Source organism: Candidatus Halocynthiibacter alkanivorans (assembly GCF_003333265.1).
Lineage (GTDB): Bacteria > Pseudomonadota > Alphaproteobacteria > Rhodobacterales > Rhodobacteraceae > Halocyntiibacter_A > Halocyntiibacter_A alkanivorans.
The window spans coordinates 1-21,789 of the sequence record NZ_QOLB01000115.1; the positions used below are offsets into that span (position 1 = coordinate 1).

Consider the following 21,789-nt stretch of genomic DNA (forward strand, 5'->3'; position numbering starts at 1 on the left):
TCCCCGTAACTCAATGCCAACCATGATCCCCTCCACAAAGAGTGTCGATTATTCCAAAAGGGAATCACAAACAAACCCAAAGAGAAACCCGCAAAACACGAGTCAGAATCTGGGCGATTTGGTATAACGCCTGCCGCGTCCTTGCGACGTAAAAAATCAAACACCATCCGCATTTCTCCCTTTACCTGACCACAGGCGCATCGCTGCCGCCCCCGGCAGCCTCAACTTTGCTGAAATTCCCCCACCGCAGGCTCTGAGCCTCTGGCACGCGCGTTCTGGCGCGGCGCCGGCGCGGCGCCCGCCTCCGGTCCGCGCGGCGGCCACGGTTTTCCGCCATTTCTTTTTGGCTGAAATATCCCCGCCGGAGGCCAGAAACTCTGCTGCCCGGCACCCCCGTCACATCAAGGTGCGGATCTTTGGCGGCCCCGCCCGCCCAGCGCCCACCAGCATCAGCTCGGTTATGGCCCAGACCAGCGCATCCACCCGGTCCGGGCTGCCCTTGCCCTGATAACCCCGGTTGCTCATCTGCCCCATCTGGTCCTCAAGGTCCGTCAGCCCGGCCACATGGCTGATGCGCCCCTGTTCATAGAGCGCCGCCACCGGCTCAGCGCGGGCCAGCTTGCCGCGCGACGCCCGCACCGCCCGGTAGGGCACCAGCGCATCGACCTGGCGCACCACCGCCTCGACCAGATCGCCGCCCTGGTTGACTTCAGCCACCAGGCTATCGGCGTCAAATTCCCGGGCCGCATCCACCGCCGCCCGGGCCCAGCCCAGTGGGGTGTGCCCCTGCACGCTGCGATCCGCCAGCACCACCGCGTGCCAGTCCGCCATATCTCCGTCCAGCACGGCGCCCACCACGACGATGCCGCACTCATCTGATCCCTCATGGCCGGTGACCGGCGGGTCCACCGCCACCACCACCCGGCTGAAATCGGGCATGTCCCCCTGATGACGGCAGCGATCAAACACCGCGCCTGGCCACAAGGTACCCTCGGTATCTTCCAGCAACTCCCCGTCCAGCTCCTGACGCCCCAGCCGGCTGCCCTCATAGCGCGCCCGCACCTCGGCCAGAAAGCTCGCGGCCAGATTGGCCCGGTTGGCCTCCGTCGGCGCTTGTGTCACCACCGTCGAGGCGCTGTGCAGAATTTCTTTCAACACTGCCAGGTTGCGCGGCGTTGTTGTCACCACCTGGCGCGGATTGTCCCCAAGGCGCAGCGCAAACTGCAACATGTCCCAGGCGTCGCGTGGCTTGTTCCACTTGGCCAGCTCATCGACCCAGGCGGCGTCAAACTGCGGCCCGCGCAGAGAGTCCGGATCATGGGCGGAAAACACCTGGGCCACCGCGCCATTGGGCCACAACAGCCGCTTGCGCCCGGCGTTCCACACTGGCCTGCGGTCCGGCGGCGAACAGGCCAGAATACCACTGTCGCCAAACACCATCACCTCGCGCGCCTGGTCCACGGTTTCCCCCACCAGAGCCACCCGGCGCGCAAGCCCGGCATCCATAGGGCGCGCGCCTTCGACCTGGCAGCGCACCCATTCCGCACCGGCGCGGGTCTTGCCGGCACCGCGCCCGCCCATAATCACCCAGGTCCGCCAGTCGCCCTCGGGTGCCATCTGATGATCCAGCGCCCAGAATTCAAACAGATACGGCAGCGCCAGCAACGCGCCTTCACTGAGATCATTGAGGAATTCCTCCTGGACCTCAGCAGGCTGCGAGGCGAGCCAGGCGGCGCCGGACCTCGTCTCGCGCCTGATCAAAGTCGAGCGCGTAGTCGTGAACGACACCGGCTTGTTTTCGAAGCTGCTCTTCAAGTCGCTTCCTTTCGTCAAATGCGGTCTGCGTCGCATTCTGCAGATCCGCAATCACCTTGCGGGCCTCGGCAGAGGGCACCAGATGCCCGGCTTCAACCTGTGCTGTAATGTGCTGAAACGCGCGGATGGCACGGTCCAGATGTTGCCGTGTTGCCTCCAGCAGCAACTCCGGCGCCTCTTCCCCCCCCAGGGGCGTGATCAATGTCATATGTCGCCTGCCTCTCATGCTAATTGCACGAGCAAACCAAAAAGCGGCGCCAGATTTCTCTGCGCCGCCTTCCTGGTTTTCCCAGCCTGCAATATCTATACCCTGGCCCGTAACGATTGTCAAATAATTTAACAATAACAACAAGTTACTGACAAGTTCGCAGCAATGAACCGCCCATAAAAAACGCCACCCCAACCAGGATGGCGTTTTTCAGTTTCTGCAATCAGATCAAAGGCTACTGGTTGGCGCGCCCGGCTTCGATCTTACGCCAGTTCGCAACATTTCTGTTGTGTTCCCGCAGCGTGACCGCAAAGGCATGGCCACCGCTGCCATCGGCAACAAAAAACAGATAGTCGGTGCTGGCCGGGTTCAGCGCCGCCTGAATGGCTGCCACACCCGGGTTGGCAATCGGTGTCGGTGGCAAGCCGTCGATGACATAGGTGTTAAAAGGGGTTTTGCGCCGCAGCTCGCTCTGACGCAAGCCACGCCCCAGCACGCCGATGCCGTTTGTTACCCCGTAAATCACCGTCGGGTCGGTTTGCAGCCGCATGCCCCGGTTCAACCGGTTGATAAACACCGACGCCACCTGGGCGCGTTCGCTGCGCACTCCGGTTTCTTTTTCGATGATCGAGGCGAGGATCAGCGCCTCTTCCGGAGATTTGAGCGGCAGGTCTTTGGCACGGGCCTCCCAGGCTTCCGCCAGACGCCCGACCTGAGCCTGCTGCATGCGCTCAATCACCGCGCCCAGATCACTGCCGGCGCGCACTTCATAGCTGTCCGGTGCCAATGAGCCCTCTGCCGGCAAAGCTGGCGCCTCGCCTTCAAGGAAGTCCACTGCTTTCAACGCGTCCAGAATCTGCCACGAGGTCGCGCCTTCCGCCAGCGCAATGCGGTAGCGGGTGTCGCTCTGCCCCCGCACGCGCACATATTCTGCCGGGATCACCACGCCTTCAGCGCCGGGACGGAAATCCGCCACGGTCTGATAGGCTTGGCTGGCCGGATCCAGCTCGCGCACCAGCATCTGCGCCTGGCTGACGCCGATGCGATAGACCACCTCAGTGCCACAGGATGACGCACCGCCCCGGGTTACGATCTCGCTGATCTCCACCATTGAGGCAGAGGCCGGCACCAGAAAGGCCCCGGCTTTCAGCAAGCCGGCTTTGTCGGAATACTGCACCCCGATGCGGAAGATCGCCGCGCTGGAAAGCGCGCCCTCAGCGTCCAGGTCTTCCGAGACCCGCCGCATATTGGAACCCGGCTGCACCCGCAGACAGATCGCCTCCGCCAGCGGACCAGGGCTGGAAAATTGCGCCTTGCCCCAGCCGATCACTCCGGCCACCGCAACAAGCAGCGCAATGAACAGCGTCAGCGCATTCGAGGCCACAGATCGCCACATCAGTCGGTAACCCGCTTCAGCACCAGCGAGGCATTGGTGCCACCAAAGCCAAAGCTGTTGGACAGCACCACATCGATCTTGCGCTCAACTTTTTTGTTGGGCGCCAGATCAAGCCGGGTGTCCACCGCCGGATTGTCGAGGTTGATGGTGGGTGGTGCCACCTGATCGCGGATCGCCAGCGCACCAAAGATCGCTTCCACCGCGCCCGCAGCCCCCAACAGGTGACCAATCGAGGATTTGGTCGAAGACATAGTGGCGGTGTCACAAGCATCGCCCATCAACCGCTCGACCGCACCCAGCTCAATGGTGTCGGCCATGGTCGAGGTGCCATGTGCGTTGATATAATCAATGTCGGACGGCTCCAGGTCGGCACGTTTGATCGCCGATTGCATGGCACGGAAGCCGCCGTCGCCATCGGGAGCCGGTGCGGTGATGTGATAGGCATCGCCGGACAGACCATAGCCCACCACTTCGGCATAAATTTTGGCACCACGCGCTTTGGCGTGCTCGTATTCTTCCAGCACCACAATGCCGGCGCCCTCTCCCATGACAAACCCGTCGCGGTCCGCATCATAGGGGCGCGAGGCTTTGGCAGGATCGTCACCGCATTTGGTCGACAGCGCTTTACACGCGTTAAACCCGGCAATACCGATCTCGCCGATCGGGCTTTCCGCACCGCCGGCAATCATCACATCGGCATCATCCCACATGATCAACCGGGCCGCATCGCCAATCGCGTGCGCACCGGTAGAACAAGCCGTGACCACCGAATGGTTCGGACCTTTAAAGCCGTATTTGATCGAAACCTGACCCGAGGTCAGATTGATCAGCGCCCCGGGCACAAAGAACGGCGACACCCGCCGCGGACCTTTGTCACGCAGGGTGATCGCGGTCTCAGCGATCGAGTTCAGCCCGCCAATGCCCGAGCCGATCAGAACACCGGTGCGGATGCGGTCTTCTTCGCCCTCAGGCTTCCAGTTGGCGTCGGTCACCGCCTGCTCAGCTGCGGCCACCGCAAAGAGAATGAACGTGCCAACTTTGCGCTGATCTTTTTTCGCCATCCAGTCGTCCGGATTGAAGGTGCCGTTGCTGCCGTCACCACGCGGAACTTCACAGGCATAGGTCGTCTGCAGATGGCTGGCATCAAAGCCCTCAATCGGCCGCGATGCCGACTGGCCGTCCAACAGACGTTCCCAAGTTTCTTCCACCCCACAAGCCAGCGGGGAAACCATTCCAAGGCCAGTAATAACCACTCGACGCATCTCGATGCCCTCTTCTTATTTGGCGTATCCTGCCCTGAGTACACGTCCTTGCGCCCTGATAAAAGGGTAACCCGGGGCAATGGCGCCGCTATGGGCATTTTTCCCCGGTAAGCGCCGCGCATTTAAACTGTTTCTTCAACTTCCTGATGCAATATGATGGCCCGCGCGCTCAGGATAATTTGATGCCCGATTCCAAACTCCATAAAATATTTCTGACACTGTGCCTCTGGCTGATGACCAGCTCTGTCGCAATGGCCCAGGTCTCCTGCGATCTGGAGACCTGGCTTTTGAACCTCGAAACGCGCTCCGCCGCATATGCGGCCGCCGCCGGCGGTCCGGATGAGGATATGACCGGCACCAACCTGCGCATCGTTGTGCAACGTTACGAGCCCCGCCGTGTCACGCTGCAAATCCAGGAGGCGGCGCTTGGCGGCAATGGCCAGGCCCTCGAAGATTATGTCAAAGCCCGGCAATGGCTGGTAAAACTGCGCGTTGGAGGCTGGGAAGACAAGGCCCTTGAAATGGTGCGCGATCCGCGTTTCCTGCGCCAGGGCGACGGTCTGACGACCTATTTCACCGCCACCCGTTGCAACCCCGACGCCACCGACTTTCTCAATGGCCCGCTGGATCAGAGCCTGCTCGACAAGGCAGTGGAAAGTCTGAACAATTTTCGCGAAACCATCAGCGCTCAGTCCGAGAGGCCCAGCAGCAATTATGTCGCCCCGGTGAACACAACACCGGCCGGTGACATTGCGTTTATCCTCGGATCCCTGACCTTCGTCATTGCCTCGCTCACCTGGCTGCAGATGCGCGCCAAAGTGCTGAAACAGCGCGCCATGCGCTACACCTGTGCCGCGCGCTGCAATCTCGACGACGGGATCGTGCCCCAGGATGGTTATATTGTCGACATTTCCCAGAACAGCGCCAAAGTCGGTGCCAGCTGGCCACCCAAAGCCGAGACAAAGATCACGTTGAACTCGTGCGGCATCAGCCGCAACGCCACCGTGCTGTGGTCCAACGAACATTTTTCCGGAGTGCGCTTTGACAGGCCGCTGACGGTTGAAGAGACCCAGCGCCTGATCGCCGCCCGCGATGAACCACCCGAAAGCCTGTCCAGTGCCGCGCAATCCGCCGCACGCCGGGCCGCCAGCAGTGGCCGCGGCAGCCGAAGCGAGCGGGGCCGCCCGCCCGGGATGGCACCGACAGCGGGCTGAGCCCGGCGCACGGATCATACCGCCGACTGCTAATGTCCGCCACCCGTCTGCGGGGCATCCACCCCCGCAGCCACGTTGAAAATTTAGAAAACCAACACTGTCAGATCAGGTCGGCCAGCGCTCCTCCGGGTCCCTGCGAGCGATCGCTATGGCCTCTTCCAGCTCAAACATCTTGCTGAACAGGGCGTGCCCCACCAGGGCCCCGGCAATATTGCGCACATATTTCAACCGCGAAATATCATCCAGAGACCGCACAATACCGCTGGCAATCACCGGGCTGCGCACCGCGTCGGCCACCATAGAGATCAGCCCCACTGAGCCGTCAGAATCACCGGCATAGGCATCAATGTCAGTCACCACGATGGCCGCCAGGGGTGCACCCTCAAATTCGCGGGCGAAATTCACCGGTTCAAACACGGTGGCATCGCGCCAGCCGTTCACAACCACATGGCCCTGATAGACATCGATCGACAGCACAATCTGGTCCGGATGCAGCTTTGCGGCTTCCTTGACAAAATCCGGGTCCCGTACCGCAGCGGAGCCGATAACAATGCGCCCGGCGCCTTTGTCGAGCCCGGCGGCAACGTGATCCAGCGTGCGGTAGCCCCCGGCCAGCTGGCACGGAATACCGACTTTCAGGATGATTTCCTCAATGATGGCTTCGTTGCTGCCGTCCCCCGAAGCAGCATCAAGATCGGTGAGATGCAGCCATTCGGCACCGGCGGCGGCAAATTCCACCGCGCGCTGCACCGGGTCCACATGCCAGAGCTCCGGCTCGTCAAGCCGGCCCCGGTTCAGTGTCACACAGTGGCCCTTCTGCAACTCTATAGTAGGGATAACAATCATATCAATTTCCTCTGACAGGCCCGTCACCGCGCTTTGCGGTTTCGGACAAACATAGTACGCAGCTGCTCTCTCTCAGCCTTCATACCACATCATGTTCCCTCCACGGGATCGCTTGTCAAAGACACTCACAACACAAAAAACGGCACCCGCAAGGGGTGCCGTTCATGCCGATCAGATCGGTGGAAAACTCAGGAAGCGCCAGTGATGAACTTCACAGCGTCGCCAAAAGTCTCGATGCCTTCAGCAGCGTCGTCCGGGATTTCGATGCCGAACTCTTCTTCAAACGCCATAACCAGCTCAACTGTGTCGAGGCTGTCTGCGCCCAGATCGTCGATGAAAGACGCGGTTTCAGTAACCTTGTCTTCTTCCACGCTCAGGTGCTCGACAACGATCTTTTTAACGCGAACTGCGATGTCGCTCATGATAAATCCTCACATTCATTGGGCCCGATGCCCGTTTTTTTGTTCTGGCCCTCGGGCCGCTCATTTAAACTGGCTCAGAGCCATTTGACCAGGCTTCAAGGAAGCAAAGTCGCGACTCTGCAGATCTGCAAAGCCGTGTTTCGCCGCCGCCTATAACATACTCTCGTCACCTGGCAAACGATTTGTCACCGAAAGTAAATCAGATAAAACTCTGCCCGGCGACAAGAAAATAATGCTGCAAACATCTGGTGTGCGGCGGAATAATTCAACCCCGCCACCGCAGATAAGCGGCAAACAGCCTGCCTACAGCATCGCCATGCCACCATTCACGTGCAAAGTGGTACCGGTGGTATAGCCGGCTTCTGCCGAGGCAAGATACAGTACCGCAGAAGCGATTTCCTCCGGTGACCCCATGCGCGCTGCCGGGATTTGCGTCAGGATGCCCGATTTCTGATCATCGGTCAGCTTGTCGGTCATTGCGGTGGCAATGAAGCCCGGCGCCACACAGTTCACGGTGATGCCCCGGCTCGCCACTTCATAGGCCAGCGATTTGGACATGCCCACCATACCGGCTTTGGCGGCGGCATAGTTGGCCTGGCCCGGATTGCCGGTGGCACCGACGATGGAAGAAATATTGATGATGCGGCCCCAGCGCGCTTTCATCATGCCGCGGATCGCGCCCCGGCAGAGGCGCATGGTCGAGGTCAGGTTGATCTCTAATACCTGGGCCCATTCATCATCGGACATGCGCATAAACAGATTGTCACGGGTGATGCCGGCATTGTTGACCAGAATATCCACCGAACCCATCGCCGCAGCCGCGTCTTTGGGCAGGGCTTTCACCGCCTCCGCGTCGCCCAGGTTGCAGGGCAGCACATGGGCGCGCTCGCCGAGCTCCGCGGCCAGCGCTTCCAGGGGCTCCACACGGGTGCCCGACAGCGCCACGGTCGCACCTGCCGCATGCAAGGCTTTGGCAATGCCGCCACCAATACCGCCGGACGCACCGGTAACCAGGGCATTTTTTCCTGTCAGATCAAACATTCTTTGTCTCCTCAATCCTGTGCCGCCCGGCACCAGTCGCCAGATGGCCGGGCTGTCTTATATATTTTGTATGCGGCGGGGCCAGGCTGCGCGCCCGGCAGGCACGATACGCCCCGGCCCGTCTCCCCGCCCCTGCAGCCCTTACGCCAGCAGCGAAGCCGCCGCCGCTTTTACGTCATCCGGGCTGCTGATCGCTTTGGTGGCAATCGCTTTGTTGATGCGGCGCACCATGCCCGACAGCGCTTTACCGGCGCCGATTTCCCAGATTTCCGTCACGCCCTGCTCGCCCATCCAGGCCACAGATTCGCGCCAGCGCACCGAACTGGTCACCTGCTCCACCAGCAGAGAGCGGATCGTCGCCGGATCCGACACGTCATGCGCCAGCACATTGGCCACCAGAGGCATCGCTGGGCGGTTCATCTCAACGCTGGCCAGCTCCTGCGCCATCACTTCCGCTGCCGGCTGCATCAGCGAACAATGGAACGGCGCCGAGACCGGCAGGATCACCGCCCGCTTGGCGCCCCGTGACTTGGCGATCTCAACCGCGCGCTCCACCGCTTCTTTGTGGCCCGAGACCACAACCTGGCCCGGATCATTGTCATTGGCCGCCTGACAGACCTGATCATGGCTGGCGTCCAGCGCGATCTGCACCGCCGCGTCAAAGCCCAGTCCCAGCAGCGCCGCCATGGCACCAACGCCAACCGGCACCGCCGCCTGCATCGCCAGACCGCGGGCGCGCAACAGTTTCGCGGTATCACCAACGGACATCGCGCCTGCCGCCGCCAGCGCCGAATATTCCCCCAGCGAATGACCGGCGACATAAGAGGCAGTGTCAAGCGCCACCCCTTCGGCCTGCAGCGCCCGCAAGGTTGCCAGTGAGGTGGCCATCAGCGCCGGCTGCGCGTTCTGCGTCAGGGTCAACTCGTCCTGATCGCCCTCCCAGATCAGCGTCGACAAGCTTTCGCCCAGCGCCTCATCCACCTCGTCAAACACTGCCTTGGCGTCGGGATAGGCCTCCACCAGGGCGCGCCCCATTCCAATTGTCTGTGCGCCCTGACCGGGAAATACGAAAGCACGGGTCATCTGGCCCCTCCTGAATTCTGTTCTACCCGGTCTACCCTGCACACGACCCGGCGTAAAGTTCATCCCGCCCCGGCGCAGAATTCAACAGGTTCTGTGCGTTGGGGCAGATCCCATCTCTGGCAATCCGGTGTTAGAAGACCACCAACCTGCTTTTGCCCTCCCAACACTGGAATGCCCGATGCCCGCCCAAAACAGCACCCAGACCTACGGCTCCGTCGCCCGCAGCTTTCACTGGCTCACCGCGCTGCTGATCCTCACTCAAATTCCGCTGGGTTTCATTGCCGTGCGGCTGCCCTATGACACCGCCGCCGAACTTGCCTTCACCGTAAAGGTGTTTTCGGCGCATAAATCCATCGGCATCGCGCTGGTCTTTGTTGCACTGGCCCGCATCCTCTGGGCGCTGAGCCAGAAAAAGCCCGCCGGCCTGCATCCGGAGCGCAAGCTGGAAACCTTTGCCGCTGAAGCGGTGCACTGGTTGCTTTACGGCTCTATCCTGCTGGTGCCGGTGACCGGATGGATCCGCCACGCTTCTGCCGCCGGCTTCGCGCCGCTGTGGTGGCCCTTTGGCGACACCCTGCCCTTCGTGCCCGAAGACGAAGCCTTCTCCCAGGTGTTTGCCAACCTGCATCTGTTGTTTGTTGTCACCCTGGTGCTGGCCCTTGGCGCCCATATCGCCGGCGCTCTGAAACACCATGTAATTGACCGCGACGCTATTTTGCGCCGGATGCTGTCGGGCCGCACCAAACTGCCGGCGCTCATTGCGCAGCCGCATATGCGCGCCCCGTTGCTCGCCGCGCTTGCGGTCTGGGCTGTGGTGCTGATCGGCGGCGCACAGATGGGTTATCCGCTGGCAAAAACAACCGAAAGCGACAGCGCGTCCGAAACCGCCCTGACAGAACGGGCCCCCGGTGGCTGGAGCGTCACCGAAGGCCAGCTTGGCATCTCTGTGGCCCAGCTGGGCAGCGATGTCGAAGGCACCTTCAACACCTGGACCGCGGCGATCAATTTTGACGAGACCATCAGCAGCGGCCGCGCCGGCGATGTCACCGTCGATATCTCCATCGCGTCGCTCACGCTGGGTTCAATCAGTTCCGAGGCCGCAAAACCTGACTATTTCGACACAGCCGTCTTTCCGACCGCGACATTCACCGCCGATATTCTGCGCGAAGGCGAGGCTTACGTGGCCAACGGCAAGCTCACCCTTAAAGGCACCGAACTGCCGCTGATCCTGCCCTTCACGCTGGAAATTGACGGCGACAGCGCCACAATGTCGGGAAGCACCACACTGGACCGCCGCGCCTTTGCCATTGGCGACAGCACCTCAGACCCGAAAACACTGGGTTTTGAAGTGCCGCTGAGCATCACCCTGACCGCGACCCGCAACTAGGACCAGGACGCTACCGATCGACAGCGCAGGAGTAACCAGGCTTGGCGTTGCACACATACGGAGTAACAGGTGCACTGCGCGCCGGCGCAGTCCGCACCGGAGGCTTCCAGGTGCTTGTTGGGACCGGCACGCAGTGGGACGGATCACCATCATTGGCTTTCATATAGCCATCAGTACACCCGTAGATTTCCGTCAGGTGAAAGTCCCTGCCGGAGGAACTGCCGGACGATGAGCGGGACGATGAACCCGAACGGGTCGTTCTGGCAGGGCGATTGGAGCCCCCGGAGCTATACCCGGACGCCGTGTAGCTGGGGGTCGAATAGCTGGACGAGCTGTACCCAGATGACCCATAGCTGTTGCTGCTGTAAGAGCTGGACGAACTGCTGTTCACGCTTTCATCCAACGCCCTTGCAAAATCGTCCATCGAAAGATCGTCACAGCCGCACAGCGAAACCAGGCTCGCAGAAGCCAAAAGAAAAATTTTCAAACTATCATCCTCATTAATTTTTCAGGTGTGTTACCGGACAAATGGCCCCACCAGAATGAAAACGATTACATTGGAATTTAACAAATACAAACAGATAATTACGCGTAGAAGGAGTTCCAAATACTGGAACCCGAAACGGCGCAACCACGCGTTGTGCAGAATGTGTTTACAGCCACAACTGAACCACCGCCTGCCCAGCCTCACATGTCCTTTTCAACGAGCCACCGGCACGGGCGCTGCCCGACGCAAAGCCCTGACCACCGCCCGACAAAAAGGGCCACCGGTCTCCCGGTGGCCCCACAACTCGTTACTCAATACGCAAAGTTGATTATTCAGCTTTCATCGCTTCGAGCGAAATATTCACGCTGATCTCATCGCCCACGAAAGGCACAAAAGCCCCAAGGTTGTAGTCCGACCGCAGCAGCGTCACCGAGGCATCAAAACCAGCCCATGGTTTTTTCTCCATCGGATGCTCATCCATCACCTGGTTCAGCTTCGCATCCAGCACCACAGATTTGGTGACGCCGTTGATGCTCAGATCGCCGGTGATATTGGCTGTGTTTTCACCCGTCACCTCAATGCTGGTCGAATTAAAAGTAATCATGTCGCCGTCTTTGGCATCAAAAAATGCATCAGACATAAAATGCTGAAACCGCGCTTCCCAGCCCGTGTACATCGACTTCACCGGCATCGACACAGAAACGGACGAGTTGGCAGGGTCTTCCTGATCAAACATGATTTCCCCCTCAAAACCGGAGAACATACCGGTTGTGGTGGAAAACCCGAGGTGGTTGTAGCTGAACACCACCTGACTGTGGGACGCCTGAAGCACATATGCTTCAGGCGCGGCAAAAGCGGGGGCAGACAGCAGGCCGAAACCAAGCACGGCGGCAGACAGAATATTTTTCACGTCAGATCTCTCCAGGGAAATTTTCATTGCGCTATGACATGCCCTGGGACCTGCCTTCGCTCAATTCTCTACAGAAACACAAACTTTGTGCGCCAGCGCACTAACATTCCCGCGAGGACAATCTCCGCAGCCAAAACATCGCGGCCGGTGGCTGGACGACACCGACCGCGATATCCCCCTCATGTACGCCCCGCACCTAACCCGCGAGCAGGCTGCGCAGCGGTACATTCCGGCGGCCGCGCTGACGCGGATGTATTTCCCGGCACAGCATCTTATGCAGCCGCATCAATTCCTCTTCCCGCCCCTCGGCGATCTCCACCACCTTATGGCTGTCCCGGTAGCGCACATAAAGCCGCGACGGCGCCATCGGCGTGGCGGCACGGTGCAAAAACGCACTGCCCACATCTTTGAACGCCAGCCGCTCCATCAGCCAGGCCTGGCCACGCCGGTTGCGCAGCACCGTGCGCAGTTCACTGCGGTTGGTGTCGATCTGCGCTTCAAACAACAAGCCGCGCCGGGCATAGTTCCACAGAATCCAGCCGGTCGCCGCAAAGACCACCGCCACCGCCAACTGCAATGGCAACAGCGCCACCTGCAGCGCAATCGCTGCCAGCACCGCTGTGGCCAGCGCCGACGCCATCAGTGTCATGCCTGTAAAAGCGGCGACCAGTTCTGCTCCGACCGCCAGTTTGCGCCAGCCATCCCTGCGGCTGAGGATGTACCCCCAGCCGGTGCGCTCAATATGAACCTTGCCCGTGCGCCAGTCCGGCACCGTGACCTCAACATAGTCCTGCGTGATATTTGCAATCGCATTCATGGCGTCACCTGTTTTTATTGTTAACCGCTCGTTAACCAGTCTTGTCGCCGACCAGGGCGCAATTGTGGCCCTGCCGGACCCATTTTGAGACCCGGGTTTGCAATCTTCCACGCCCGTCGCTACAAACCTTCGCAAAGGCCCGGACTGCCCCCTTCCCCACACCCGCCGCGCCCGTATTTGCAGGCTTGCAAGCCGCCCGGAATGCGTCTATACGCGCACGACCTTCTGCATTTCACTTAACAGCGCAGTCTCTCGTGGGCGGGTCGCAGAAGGCACAGTGACCCGAAGCCCTATGAAATGCGCTCGAACCAAATTGGAGCTCACATGCCGCTTTATGAGCATGTCTTCATTGCGCGCCAGGACTTGTCCAATGCGCAAGCGGAGAGCCTTGTCGAACACTTCGGCACCGTATTGGCTGACAACGGCGGGAACCTCGTCGACAGTGAATACTGGGGCGTCAAGACAATGGCGTACAAGATCAACAAAAACCGCAAAGGCCACTATGCCTTCCTGAAATCGGATGCCCCTTCCGGCGCCGTTCAGGAAATGGAACGCCTGATGCGCCTGCATGACGACGTAATGCGCGTTCTGACCATCAAGGTCGACGAACATTCCGAAGGACCTTCGGTCCAGATGCAGAAACGTGACGAACGCGACTCCCGTCGCGAGCGCCGCTAAGCGCGAATTCAGGAAAGGACCATAACCATGGCAGCCAAACCGTTTTTCCGTCGTCGTAAAGTATGCCCGTTCTCGGGCGACAATGCTCCTGCGATCGACTACAAAGACACACGTCTTCTGCAGCGCTACATCTCTGAGCGTGGCAAAATCGTGCCGTCCCGTATCACCGCCGTTTCGGCCAAGAAACAGCGCGAGCTGGCCCGTGCGATCAAACGCGCACGTTTCCTCGCCCTGCTTCCCTACGCCGTCAAGTAAGGAGAAAGCACAATGCAAGTAATCCTTCTCGAACGTGTGGCCAAACTGGGTCAGATGGGCGAAGTCGTTTCTGTTAAGGACGGCTACGCACGTAACTTCCTGTTGCCTCAGCGCAAAGCACTGCGGGCCTCCCAGGCCAACGTTGCTGCGTTTGAAGCACAGAAAGCCCAGCTGGAAGCAAACAACCTCGAAACCAAAACAGAAGCCGAAGCCTTCGCTGAAAAGCTGGCTGGCCAGCAGTTCATCGTGATCCGCTCCGCTTCTGACGCCGGTTCGCTCTACGGTTCCGTCACCCCGCGTGACGCATCCGAAGTCGCAACCGACGGTGGTTTCACCGTTGACCGCAAACAGGTCGTGCTCACAGCTCCGATCAAATACCTCGGTCTGCACGCTGTTTCTGTTGTTCTTCACCCGGAAGTCATCGTTGAGATTGAACTCAACGTTGCACGCTCCACTGAAGAAGCAGAACTGCAGGCTTCCGGTAAATCGATCCAGGAACTGGCCGCTGAAGCTGAAGCCGAAGCAGAATTCGAAATCGCCGAACTGTTCGACGATATCGGTTCCGCCGCGTCTGAAGATTTCGGTGACGACGAAGCAGCGCCTGCTGCATCTGAGGAAGAAGAAGAGTAATCTTCTCCGCCAAGATATTCAGAAAGCCGCGCTGACCCCAGCGCGGCTTTTTGTGTTTTTACAACCTGGTGCCCGGGTCCGGCTTACATCAACCGTCCTCGCAACGAAGCCTCTGCCCCCTGAAGAGCTCCGGTCGCGCGATCAGTGCAGCACTAATATTCCTTTATTGATCCGTCATATCGAATTCTCCGCAGCACCCGTCCCTGCGCGGGTTCCGAAAAATAGTAATCCAATGAGAAAAACAGTTTTGACGGCGAAAGCGCCGAAATAATAATCCGTGCAGGGTTCGTCAGGGCAATTGGCCGGTGGTAATAATAACGTGTCTCCGAAATCGCAGAAACTTTTTCTCCGAGAGTTGACACAAAGCAGGTCTGGTACCGGTACAGGATAAATATCCGCCTGAATTCACAGTCGAGGTTGCGGCCTCTTGACCAGTCCAGACGGTCGAAATCAAAGCGCCGCTCAAAATCTGCATCCCGGTTCATGATGATTTTGTCGGCCAGGTACACGGCCGCGTTGTCGGCCCAGATGAACACCACCAGCGCCGCCAATATCCGAAACATTCTTTTCCGACCAAATCGCGCCACGCCAATATTCCCGCTCTGAAAATTATAAAAAATCTTCAGCCGACTAAATCATCGGTGCAGGCGCATTGCCACCACTTCCGGCAGCAACGCCGCCATCAACGCGCAGCCCATCACTTATGCAGGCGGACAAAACGCGTCTTTGTAGGTGCGCAGCCCCTCGGCAAAACGCCGGGGCTGGGCCGCATCTTCAATCCCGTCCAGCACCAGCATCAACTCTTTGGTTTGGGTGAAATAATAGCCCGGACCACCCGCCGCCTCCGGCACCCGCTTTGATGTGCGCGCGCCTTCGGGCTGCACTCCGAAATCCGCCACCTCCTGAGCAATTTTATAGGGTGCGGTGGCGCGCAAGCTGATGATGCCCATGCCGGCCCCAAATATGTAATACTGCGCTGCGCGCGTGTCCCCGCCTGTGCTCTGTGCAACCACGTCCACCTGCGCCAGATCAAACACCGATTGTGAATAGAGCAGCCAGCCCAATCCGCCCTCATCGCTTTCCACCCAGGTGGTGACCTCGCAGCCCTCAATCCGGGCCCCGCTGCGCCGGTTGCCGGTGCTGAGCGCGACTGCCTCAACGATACTGTCCGCGAGGCTGGCGCGGGCACCGGCCGACAGATCCAAAGCAGGTTCCGCCGCCGCGTCCGCCCTGGTATCTGCGGCGGCATTTGCGCGGACATCCGCGGCGGCAAGGACCGGCAGTGGCACGAACAGGGCCGGCAGCAGCAGAGCCACTTTCAAAAGCGTTTTCATCAAATCATTTCCCATAAAAAAGGGGCCGCCCGAAGGCAGCCCCGAATTTTGCATCGCTAAGACAAAGCTTACTCTTCGTCGAGCGCTTCAACCGCTTTCTGCAGATCGTCTTTGCCGATTTCTTTTTCAGCAATGGTGATCAGACCAAAGATGTGATCGACCACTTTGTCTTCAAACAGAGGCGCCTGCAGCTGCTGACGCATCTGTGGGTTTTTCTGAACGAATTCAAAGAACTCACGCTCTTTACCGGGGTACTGACGTGCCTGGTTCATCACGGCCTGAGTCATCTCAGCGTCAGTAACTTCCACTTCGGCTTTGCGACCGATTTCAGCCAGCAGCAGGCCCAGACGCACGCGGCGCTCAGCCAGGGTGTTGTGCTCGTCGGTGGCTGTGATCTCGGGGTGATCATGGCCTTCAACTTCCGGGTTTTCTTCGTGCCACAGCTGATGGGCGATCTGGTTGGCTTCGGCTTCCACCAGCGACGGAGGCAGCTCAAACTTCACCACATCATCGAGCGCGTCCAGCAGGGCGCGTTTCATGATAGCGCGCGACGCACCGGCATATTCAGCTTCCAGACGCTCAGAAATCTGAACCCGCAGACCGGCCAGATCTTCAGCGCCGAATTTTTTCGCCAGCTCATCATCGATCTCAGCCGCAGCAGGGGCGGCAACCGCTTTGATGGTGCAGGAGAATACGGCGTCTTTGCCGGCCAGGTTGTCGGCGCCATACTCTTCAGGGAAGGTCACTTTGACTTCAACATCGTCGCCGACTTTGGCGCCAACCAGCTGTGCTTCAAACCCGGGGATAAAGGAGTTGGAGCCCAGCACCAGCGGGTAGTCCTCGCCTTTGCCGCCTTCAAACGCCACATCGTCAACCTTGCCGAGGAAATCGATAGTAACCTGATCGCCATCTTCAGAAGCGACACCTTCGTCGCGGTCTGCAAAGCTTTTTGCAGTGTCAGCGATGTTGCCCAGCGCTTCTTCAACGTCAGCATCAGCCGCTTTTACAACCAGTTTTTCCAGCGAAACGGTGGACAGGTCGGCTTCAGGAATCTCGGGCAGAGCTTCGTAAGCCATAGAGACAACAACGTCGTCGCCCTCTTTCCAGTCGTCATTGGTCATTTTCACATCAGGCTGCATCGCAGGGCGGTCGCCGGATTTTTCAAAATGCTCGTTCATCGCGCCGTCGATGACTTCCTGCATCGATTCGCCCAAAAGACGTTCGCCAAACTGCTTTTTCAGCAGTGCCATCGGCACTTTGCCTTTGCGGAAGCCCTTCATTTCAACTCCTGGCTGCGCTTCAACCAGTTTTTCGCTGACTTTGGCGTCCAGTTCGGCGGCGGTGACGGTGATCTGATAACCGCGCTTCAGACCTTCGTTGAGCGTCTCGTTGACCTGCATGTCGTCCTCTTTTCATTGCTAAAGCGCCACGCGGGCGCGGCAAAATTCTTCAGCCGACCTTGTATGGCCGCCGCCGCTTCTGTGCAAGTGCTGATTGCCCCGCGCGCAGGCCAGAACGCAACTTTGCGCCAATCTGCGCCGACCGGCCCTGGTCAGGCTCAGTCTGGACCCGCCCCGACGCGACCTGATCCGGGCTGGCCCGGCCTGAACCGGCCGGCTCCGCAGCGCCCTGGCCGGCAGCACGCGGCCTGAGTCCACAGCGCTTGCCCCCTGCGCCCGGAGGCCCTAGCCTGCGGAAAATCTTGTTGACCCGGAGACCTGAATGGACCTGTTTTTTGCCCTTGCCACCCTTGCGCTTGTTCAACTGATGGCGGTGATTTCGCCGGGCCAGAGCTTTGTTGTGGTGTCGCGTTTCGCGCTGTCCTCGGGGCGGAATGCCGGCATTGCCGCCGCATTTGGCATGGCCGCCGGCACCGCCATCTGGGCCACAGCGGCGATCCTCGGGGTGGCGCTGGTGCTGGAACAGGCGGCCTGGGCTTACGGCGCGCTGAAACTGGCCGGCGCCGGCTATCTGATCTGGCTGGCATATAAAATGTGGAAACACGCGCCCGACGCGCCGCAGCTGCCGGAAAACGGCAGCAAACCGGTCAGCTTGCGCCGCGCCTTTACCACCGGCGCCCTGACCCAGCTGGCCAATCCCAAAGTGGTGATCTTTTTCGGCTCGATCTTTTTTGCGCTGCTGCCGGCCAATCCCGGTCTCTGGACCAGCGTCATCGCTGTCGCCATTGTCTCGGGCAATGAAGCCTGGTGGTATTCTTTCATCTCGCTGCTGTTTTCCGCCCAAAAGTCCCGCGGCGCTTATCTGCGTGCCAAATCGGCGGTGGACCGGGTGATGAGCAGCGCCCTCGGCCTTATCGGGGCCGGTCTGGCCTGGTCGGTTCTGAAACCGATGCTGAACCAGGACAACAGCTGAGCCCCTGCCCGGCGCCGGGTATTTCAGTCCGCGCCGCGCTCAGCACTCAACAGCAACCCCGATATGTGCCTCTGACCACAGCACAATCCTCTTCAGCGCCTGAGCCTGCAGCCACACCTGCGCCAGAGCCAGCGCCTGAACCCTTCACTCTGCCTGAGCGCTGACAATCACATCGCCCAGGCGCTCAAACCCTGCAGGTCAGCGTCCACCTGCGGCCAAATTGCCAGCAGCTGCGTCAGCTGGGTGCCATCATCCGCGCCCGCGCCGTGGCCGATATTCAGATCCGTCAGTGTGGGCATCGCGGATACAGCGAAATCCTGTGCCACCGCGCCATTCAGCGAGACGCTGATCTGCGTTCCGTTCCAACTCACCGCACAGGCCACCGGATCACCGGGGCTATACGCACCGGCCCCGCCCCCGCCCTGCCACACACTGCCCACATTGACGCCGTATGTAAGCCGGCTCAACGCAGCTTCGTAATACAGAAACAGGCAGTCCGCCGCGGAATCGCCAAGTTGAAACAGCCGGTCCAGACTGCCGCTCGCGCCCAGCAGCACCCCTGTGAACAGGACAGTGCCCTGGCCCTGGGTAAACCATGGCCCAAGCGGCACCGTCAGCGCATCGGCCGGGCGGCTGGTGACCACCCCGGCGGATCTGATCCGGCTGCTGGCATGATCGCCTTCTTCGAGTTGCAGATTGTCTGCAAGGAACAGCTGACCTGTGGAAACCTGGCTGATGGGACCGCCAATACGAATGTTCGCAGACGTCGTTGCCGCACCGGTTGTAAACACAAGGCTCACGCGCCGACTGCCGTCCGGGTTTGTTGCAACCGAGTAGGAATCCACCGAACTTATGGACTGCACACCGCCGGTTTGCAGATTCACATCAAGGATCGCATCGGTGGTCGATGTGAACACCCGGAAATTTATCCATGTCGCGTCGATGTCCGATACATCTGCGCTGAGAGTGTACTGCGTATCCGCTGCCACGATTGTGTTTTTGGAGAGCCTGTTTGCACCCTGCCCGCTGCCCACCGCGCCAACGTCAATCTGATTGTAGAAGGTTCCGCGCGTCAGGCCTTGCGTCGCAGATACGGAAGCTGTCGCCAGCCCGTTTGCAAGCCAGTTCGACAGGTCGTGGTATTCATCGATCAGGTTCTGGGTGCTGAACCCTGAGCGCATTCCCCCCCCGCGCACCGGATCTGTCACCCGCCGCAGCGTGGCGGCCGGAAAATCCACCAGGTCACCCGCCACGTTGAAGCCGGTGCGCACGCCACTGGCGCCGGTGCTGATCGCCGTATTCAATGCGATGCGCGCGCCGTCCACATAGGCTCTGTCGCGCGTGCCATCCAGCAGTAAATCCGGTTTCACCCCGCCCCGGCTGAACCGGTGCAGCGCATAGCCGCGCACCCGCAGAGCCGCGCTGCCAGCGCCAAGAGTGGCGCCCGGCATCAGGACAGCACCACGGCGTGAATTCCCGTGGCGGTGGTGCCGGTGGCCAGCACCCGCTGCACACCACAGACGATCCAGCCAAAATCCGCCACCAGAACCGTGCGGCTCTGGCCCGCGACGGAGATAAAACTGACCGCACCGCCGGTCTCCATATAAAGCGAAATGGCCACGTCACTCAGATCGGTGGCATCATCCGGCGTGACCGGCACATAATCCCGCCCCGGTCCGGCAAGCGATGCGGTGCGATTGTCAAATGGATTGCTCATATGGTCACCTCGTTTGTGATTTTGGGCAGGGCAATGGCCCGCGCAGCAAATTAGGCGCAATCTGGTTACCAGCGCATTTGACCGCCGAACGCTGCCACCGCCACGTCGCAGCACGGCAGCCGCCTCGCGGCAGTTGCAACAGCCCTCTGCTCTGATCAGATCTGATCTGAGCAGTTGTTGACGGGCGTGGCGGCGGTTCTCCCCGCCGCAAAGCGGGCCGCACCCCGTTTTATCTTGCTGAACCGAGGTCAGTGCGCCGGAAGCAGTCCGACGTCACACCAACCGCACTGATCGGGCAATCCGGTCGCGCTGATCCACCGGAAAGGTCAATGCGTGCCCGGACCTGCCGCTGTTTTCCAGCCCGGCACGCGTCCCCAGGCGCCCGACGGTGAACCCGACGGCAGTTGCGACGCTGTCATCGGCAGCCCGGGTCGCGCCGCCCGCAGCCAACCGGTCGCACATTCGGGGAAATCTCTTTCCGGCCGTACGGTCACCGGCACGCAGCGCACCTGCAGCGTCAGCGCCGCAAGGCCACAGCTGCCCGCCCCATGTTTCCGCCTGCAATCAGGCCGCAGAAGACGTTTTCTGCGCCGGTGAACCACCGGTCGCGATACAGGTAAAATGACAGGGGGACAGCACCACAAACCCGCCCGGTGGAATTGGCACCGGCCAGCCCTGAAAGGGGGCGCGCGCCAAGCGCTGCGCGCCCAAGTCTAACAGGGAGGTAAGGGGCAAATAGATCCGATGGTCCATGGCCCCAAATTCATGGATTTAGTATGTCCAGTGTGCCTGATTTCCATATTTTGTCAAGAAAATCACCACTTTTGACAATTTAAAGTCACAGACTATCCCCGGACCGCCACCATTCCTCCTGCTGCGACCGCGTGCAGAGACGCCCCATGTGCGCCCCGGTATGCAGCGGAAACACCACCATAGCGCGACCATTTCCACTTGCATTATCAGCGCCAAGCGTACCGTCAGGAAACGGCAAAAACGCCATCGTCTTTGCCTGCGAACGCGTCGATGCCATGTCCCAACAGCGGTAACCAATCCCCCACCAACCACAAAACGCTGCAAATGGTGCAAAAATACCGCGCGCAGGCGCGCCAACGCATGCTCACAAAGGCCGCTCAGAGCAAATGGGACAAGCCGGATACAAACGGGGAAGGAGTAAAACTACCTGTGAAACAATTCCCAAAGAAGCGCTAATTTTAGCCAAAACATAAGGAAATTCACCCAATGTTATTCAATTATTTCAGGGAGTTGGTGCGGGTGAAGGGACTCGAACCCCCACGCCATAGGCGCCAGAACCTAAATCTGGTGCGTCTACCAATTCCGCCACACCCGCATTTGCCCCCGTCTACCAAACACCGCCAGCAGATGCCACGGCAAAAATTTGCAAATTCCGGGATTTTTTCTGGGCGGGTGCGGGTAAATATCTTAACCTTACCTTAACGGGGCCAAAAGAGCCCTTCCGAGAGGCAGCAAAAAGAGCATATCCCATGTCAGACAGACAGTATGGGCGCGCAGCAGACGCGGAAGCAGGTCTGCGCCATCGCCCCGAATTCGCGCCAGTGACCGGCATGTGTGCCGGCACCAGCATCATGACGCTGGAAGGTATTCTTCCGGTGGAATACCTCTCAAAGGGCGACCGTATTGTCACCCGCGACGCCGGCGCCATCCGGCTAGTGGATGTCACGGTCACCGCGCATGCCTGCCGCCCGATCCGGGTCGCCGCCGACACCCTGGGCATTGGCCGTCCGGTCAGTGATACTCTGCTCGCGCCCGGCCAGCGCGTGCTGGTGCGCGACTGGCGCGCGCGCACGCTGTTTGGCCGGGACCAGGCGCTGGTGCCCATTGCCCGGCTGGTGGACGACAATTATGTGACCCGCTGTGCAGAGTTGATGGATCTGC

The 21,789-nt window shown here is 60.1% G+C and carries 23 protein-coding genes and 1 tRNA gene; 7 read left to right on the plus strand and 17 right to left on the minus strand.

Features of this window, described 5'->3' with window-relative positions; all coding sequences use genetic code 11:
- Window positions 1-396: 396 nt before the first annotated feature.
- The 4 genes from DWA01_RS13860 to fabF form a co-directional block, all read right to left on the minus strand.
- Entirely contained in the window at window positions 397-1,758 is a 1,362-nt protein-coding gene (locus tag DWA01_RS13860) for a DNA-packaging protein (protein WP_235008555.1), read from the minus strand.
- On the minus strand, window positions 1,706-2,023 hold the full coding sequence (locus tag DWA01_RS23645) for a hypothetical protein (RefSeq protein ID WP_235008554.1): 318 nt from the start codon (window positions 2,021-2,023) through the stop codon (window positions 1,706-1,708). Before DWA01_RS23645 ends, DWA01_RS13860 begins: the two co-directional genes overlap by 53 nt.
- 235 nt (window positions 2,024-2,258) lie before the next feature.
- The gene (gene mltG / locus DWA01_RS13865; protein WP_114286412.1) at window positions 2,259-3,419 is read right to left on the minus strand and encodes an endolytic transglycosylase MltG; all 1,161 of its coding nucleotides are present in this window, start codon (window positions 3,417-3,419) and stop codon (window positions 2,259-2,261) included.
- Window positions 3,419-4,681, minus strand: a complete 1,263-nt coding sequence (gene fabF / locus DWA01_RS13870) for a beta-ketoacyl-ACP synthase II (protein WP_114286413.1) — start codon at window positions 4,679-4,681, stop codon at window positions 3,419-3,421. Before fabF ends, mltG begins: the two co-directional genes overlap by 1 nt.
- Window positions 4,682-4,863: 182 nt before the next feature.
- On the opposite strand from fabF, the gene DWA01_RS13875 reads away from it, so the two are divergent.
- Window positions 4,864-5,895 (plus strand): hypothetical protein, encoded by a 1,032-nt coding sequence (locus DWA01_RS13875; protein ID WP_136057753.1) that lies wholly within the window; start codon window positions 4,864-4,866, stop codon window positions 5,893-5,895.
- 105 nt (window positions 5,896-6,000) lie between these two features.
- Here the strand turns inward: DWA01_RS13875 and DWA01_RS13880 are convergent, their stop codons facing one another.
- The 4 genes from DWA01_RS13880 to fabD form a co-directional block, all read right to left on the minus strand.
- Window positions 6,001-6,741 carry a 1-(5-phosphoribosyl)-5-[(5-phosphoribosylamino)methylideneamino]imidazole-4-carboxamide isomerase gene (locus DWA01_RS13880; protein ID WP_114286434.1) on the minus strand — a complete coding sequence of 247 codons (741 nt, stop codon included), beginning with the start codon at window positions 6,739-6,741 and terminating at the stop codon, window positions 6,001-6,003.
- A gap of 188 nt (window positions 6,742-6,929) precedes the next feature.
- Window positions 6,930-7,163, minus strand: a complete 234-nt coding sequence (locus tag DWA01_RS13885; RefSeq protein ID WP_114286415.1) for an acyl carrier protein — start codon at window positions 7,161-7,163, stop codon at window positions 6,930-6,932.
- Between the two features lie 303 nt (window positions 7,164-7,466).
- Entirely contained in the window at window positions 7,467-8,204 is a 738-nt protein-coding gene (gene fabG, locus DWA01_RS13890; RefSeq protein ID WP_114286416.1) for a 3-oxoacyl-[acyl-carrier-protein] reductase, read from the minus strand.
- A gap of 141 nt (window positions 8,205-8,345) precedes the next feature.
- Window positions 8,346-9,287: an ACP S-malonyltransferase gene (gene fabD / locus DWA01_RS13895; RefSeq protein WP_114286417.1), complete on the minus strand. Its 942-nt coding sequence runs from the start codon at window positions 9,285-9,287 to the stop codon at window positions 8,346-8,348.
- Window positions 9,288-9,465: 178 nt separating this feature from the next.
- On the opposite strand from fabD, the gene DWA01_RS13900 reads away from it, so the two are divergent.
- Window positions 9,466-10,674: a cytochrome b/b6 domain-containing protein gene (locus DWA01_RS13900; protein WP_114286418.1), complete on the plus strand. Its 1,209-nt coding sequence runs from the start codon at window positions 9,466-9,468 to the stop codon at window positions 10,672-10,674.
- An 815-nt stretch (window positions 10,675-11,489) separates the two neighbouring features.
- On the opposite strand, the gene DWA01_RS13905 is transcribed toward DWA01_RS13900, so the two are convergent.
- Together DWA01_RS13905 and DWA01_RS13910 are read right to left on the minus strand one after the other, a co-directional pair.
- Window positions 11,490-12,071, minus strand: a complete 582-nt coding sequence (locus DWA01_RS13905) for a YceI family protein (RefSeq protein ID WP_200832585.1) — start codon at window positions 12,069-12,071, stop codon at window positions 11,490-11,492.
- Window positions 12,072-12,267: 196 nt separating this feature from the next.
- On the minus strand, window positions 12,268-12,888 hold the full coding sequence (locus tag DWA01_RS13910; protein ID WP_114286420.1) for a hypothetical protein: 621 nt from the start codon (window positions 12,886-12,888) through the stop codon (window positions 12,268-12,270).
- Window positions 12,889-13,212: 324 nt separating this feature from the next.
- Between DWA01_RS13910 and rpsF the strand changes: the two genes are divergently transcribed.
- The 3 genes from rpsF to rplI are packed head-to-tail and all read left to right on the plus strand — an operon-like array spanning window position 13,213 to window position 14,451.
- On the plus strand, window positions 13,213-13,566 hold the full coding sequence (gene rpsF, locus DWA01_RS13915; protein WP_114286421.1) for a 30S ribosomal protein S6: 354 nt from the start codon (window positions 13,213-13,215) through the stop codon (window positions 13,564-13,566).
- A gap of 27 nt (window positions 13,567-13,593) precedes the next feature.
- Complete coding sequence (gene rpsR, locus DWA01_RS13920) at window positions 13,594-13,821, plus strand: 30S ribosomal protein S18 (protein ID WP_005852865.1); 228 nt, start codon at window positions 13,594-13,596, stop codon at window positions 13,819-13,821.
- Window positions 13,822-13,833: 12 nt separating this feature from the next.
- Window positions 13,834-14,451, plus strand: coding sequence for a 50S ribosomal protein L9 (rplI, locus tag DWA01_RS13925; protein ID WP_114286422.1), 618 nt, complete (start codon window positions 13,834-13,836; stop codon window positions 14,449-14,451).
- A gap of 152 nt (window positions 14,452-14,603) precedes the next feature.
- Here the strand turns inward: rplI and DWA01_RS13930 are convergent, their stop codons facing one another.
- From DWA01_RS13930 to tig, 3 genes are all read right to left on the minus strand, one after another.
- Window positions 14,604-15,002 carry a hypothetical protein gene (locus tag DWA01_RS13930; RefSeq protein ID WP_136057754.1) on the minus strand — a complete coding sequence of 133 codons (399 nt, stop codon included), beginning with the start codon at window positions 15,000-15,002 and terminating at the stop codon, window positions 14,604-14,606.
- A 150-nt stretch (window positions 15,003-15,152) separates the two neighbouring features.
- Window positions 15,153-15,785 carry a hypothetical protein gene (locus DWA01_RS13935; RefSeq protein ID WP_136057755.1) on the minus strand — a complete coding sequence of 211 codons (633 nt, stop codon included), beginning with the start codon at window positions 15,783-15,785 and terminating at the stop codon, window positions 15,153-15,155.
- Between the two features lie 68 nt (window positions 15,786-15,853).
- Window positions 15,854-17,185: a trigger factor gene (gene tig, locus DWA01_RS13940; RefSeq protein ID WP_114286425.1), complete on the minus strand. Its 1,332-nt coding sequence runs from the start codon at window positions 17,183-17,185 to the stop codon at window positions 15,854-15,856.
- Between the two features lie 322 nt (window positions 17,186-17,507).
- Here tig and DWA01_RS13950 point away from each other — a divergent pair, with 322 nt between their 5' ends.
- Window positions 17,508-18,158: a LysE family translocator gene (locus DWA01_RS13950; RefSeq protein ID WP_114286427.1), complete on the plus strand. Its 651-nt coding sequence runs from the start codon at window positions 17,508-17,510 to the stop codon at window positions 18,156-18,158.
- Between the two features lie 167 nt (window positions 18,159-18,325).
- Here the strand turns inward: DWA01_RS13950 and DWA01_RS13955 are convergent, their stop codons facing one another.
- The 4 genes from DWA01_RS13955 to DWA01_RS13980 form a co-directional block, all read right to left on the minus strand.
- Entirely contained in the window at window positions 18,326-19,609 is a 1,284-nt protein-coding gene (locus DWA01_RS13955) for a phage head spike fiber domain-containing protein (protein ID WP_114286428.1), read from the minus strand.
- Complete coding sequence (locus tag DWA01_RS13960; protein ID WP_114286429.1) at window positions 19,609-19,875, minus strand: spike base protein, RCAP_Rcc01079 family; 267 nt, start codon at window positions 19,873-19,875, stop codon at window positions 19,609-19,611. Before DWA01_RS13960 ends, DWA01_RS13955 begins: the two co-directional genes overlap by 1 nt.
- A gap of 273 nt (window positions 19,876-20,148) precedes the next feature.
- Window positions 20,149-20,337 (minus strand): hypothetical protein, encoded by a 189-nt coding sequence (locus DWA01_RS13965; RefSeq protein WP_114286430.1) that lies wholly within the window; start codon window positions 20,335-20,337, stop codon window positions 20,149-20,151.
- 802 nt (window positions 20,338-21,139) lie between these two features.
- Window positions 21,140-21,223: transfer RNA gene (locus DWA01_RS13980), tRNA-Leu, on the minus strand.
- A 154-nt stretch (window positions 21,224-21,377) separates the two neighbouring features.
- On the opposite strand from DWA01_RS13980, the gene DWA01_RS13985 reads away from it, so the two are divergent.
- A partial coding sequence (locus DWA01_RS13985) for a Hint domain-containing protein (protein WP_114286433.1) occupies window positions 21,378-21,789 on the plus strand: 412 nt, incomplete at its 3' end.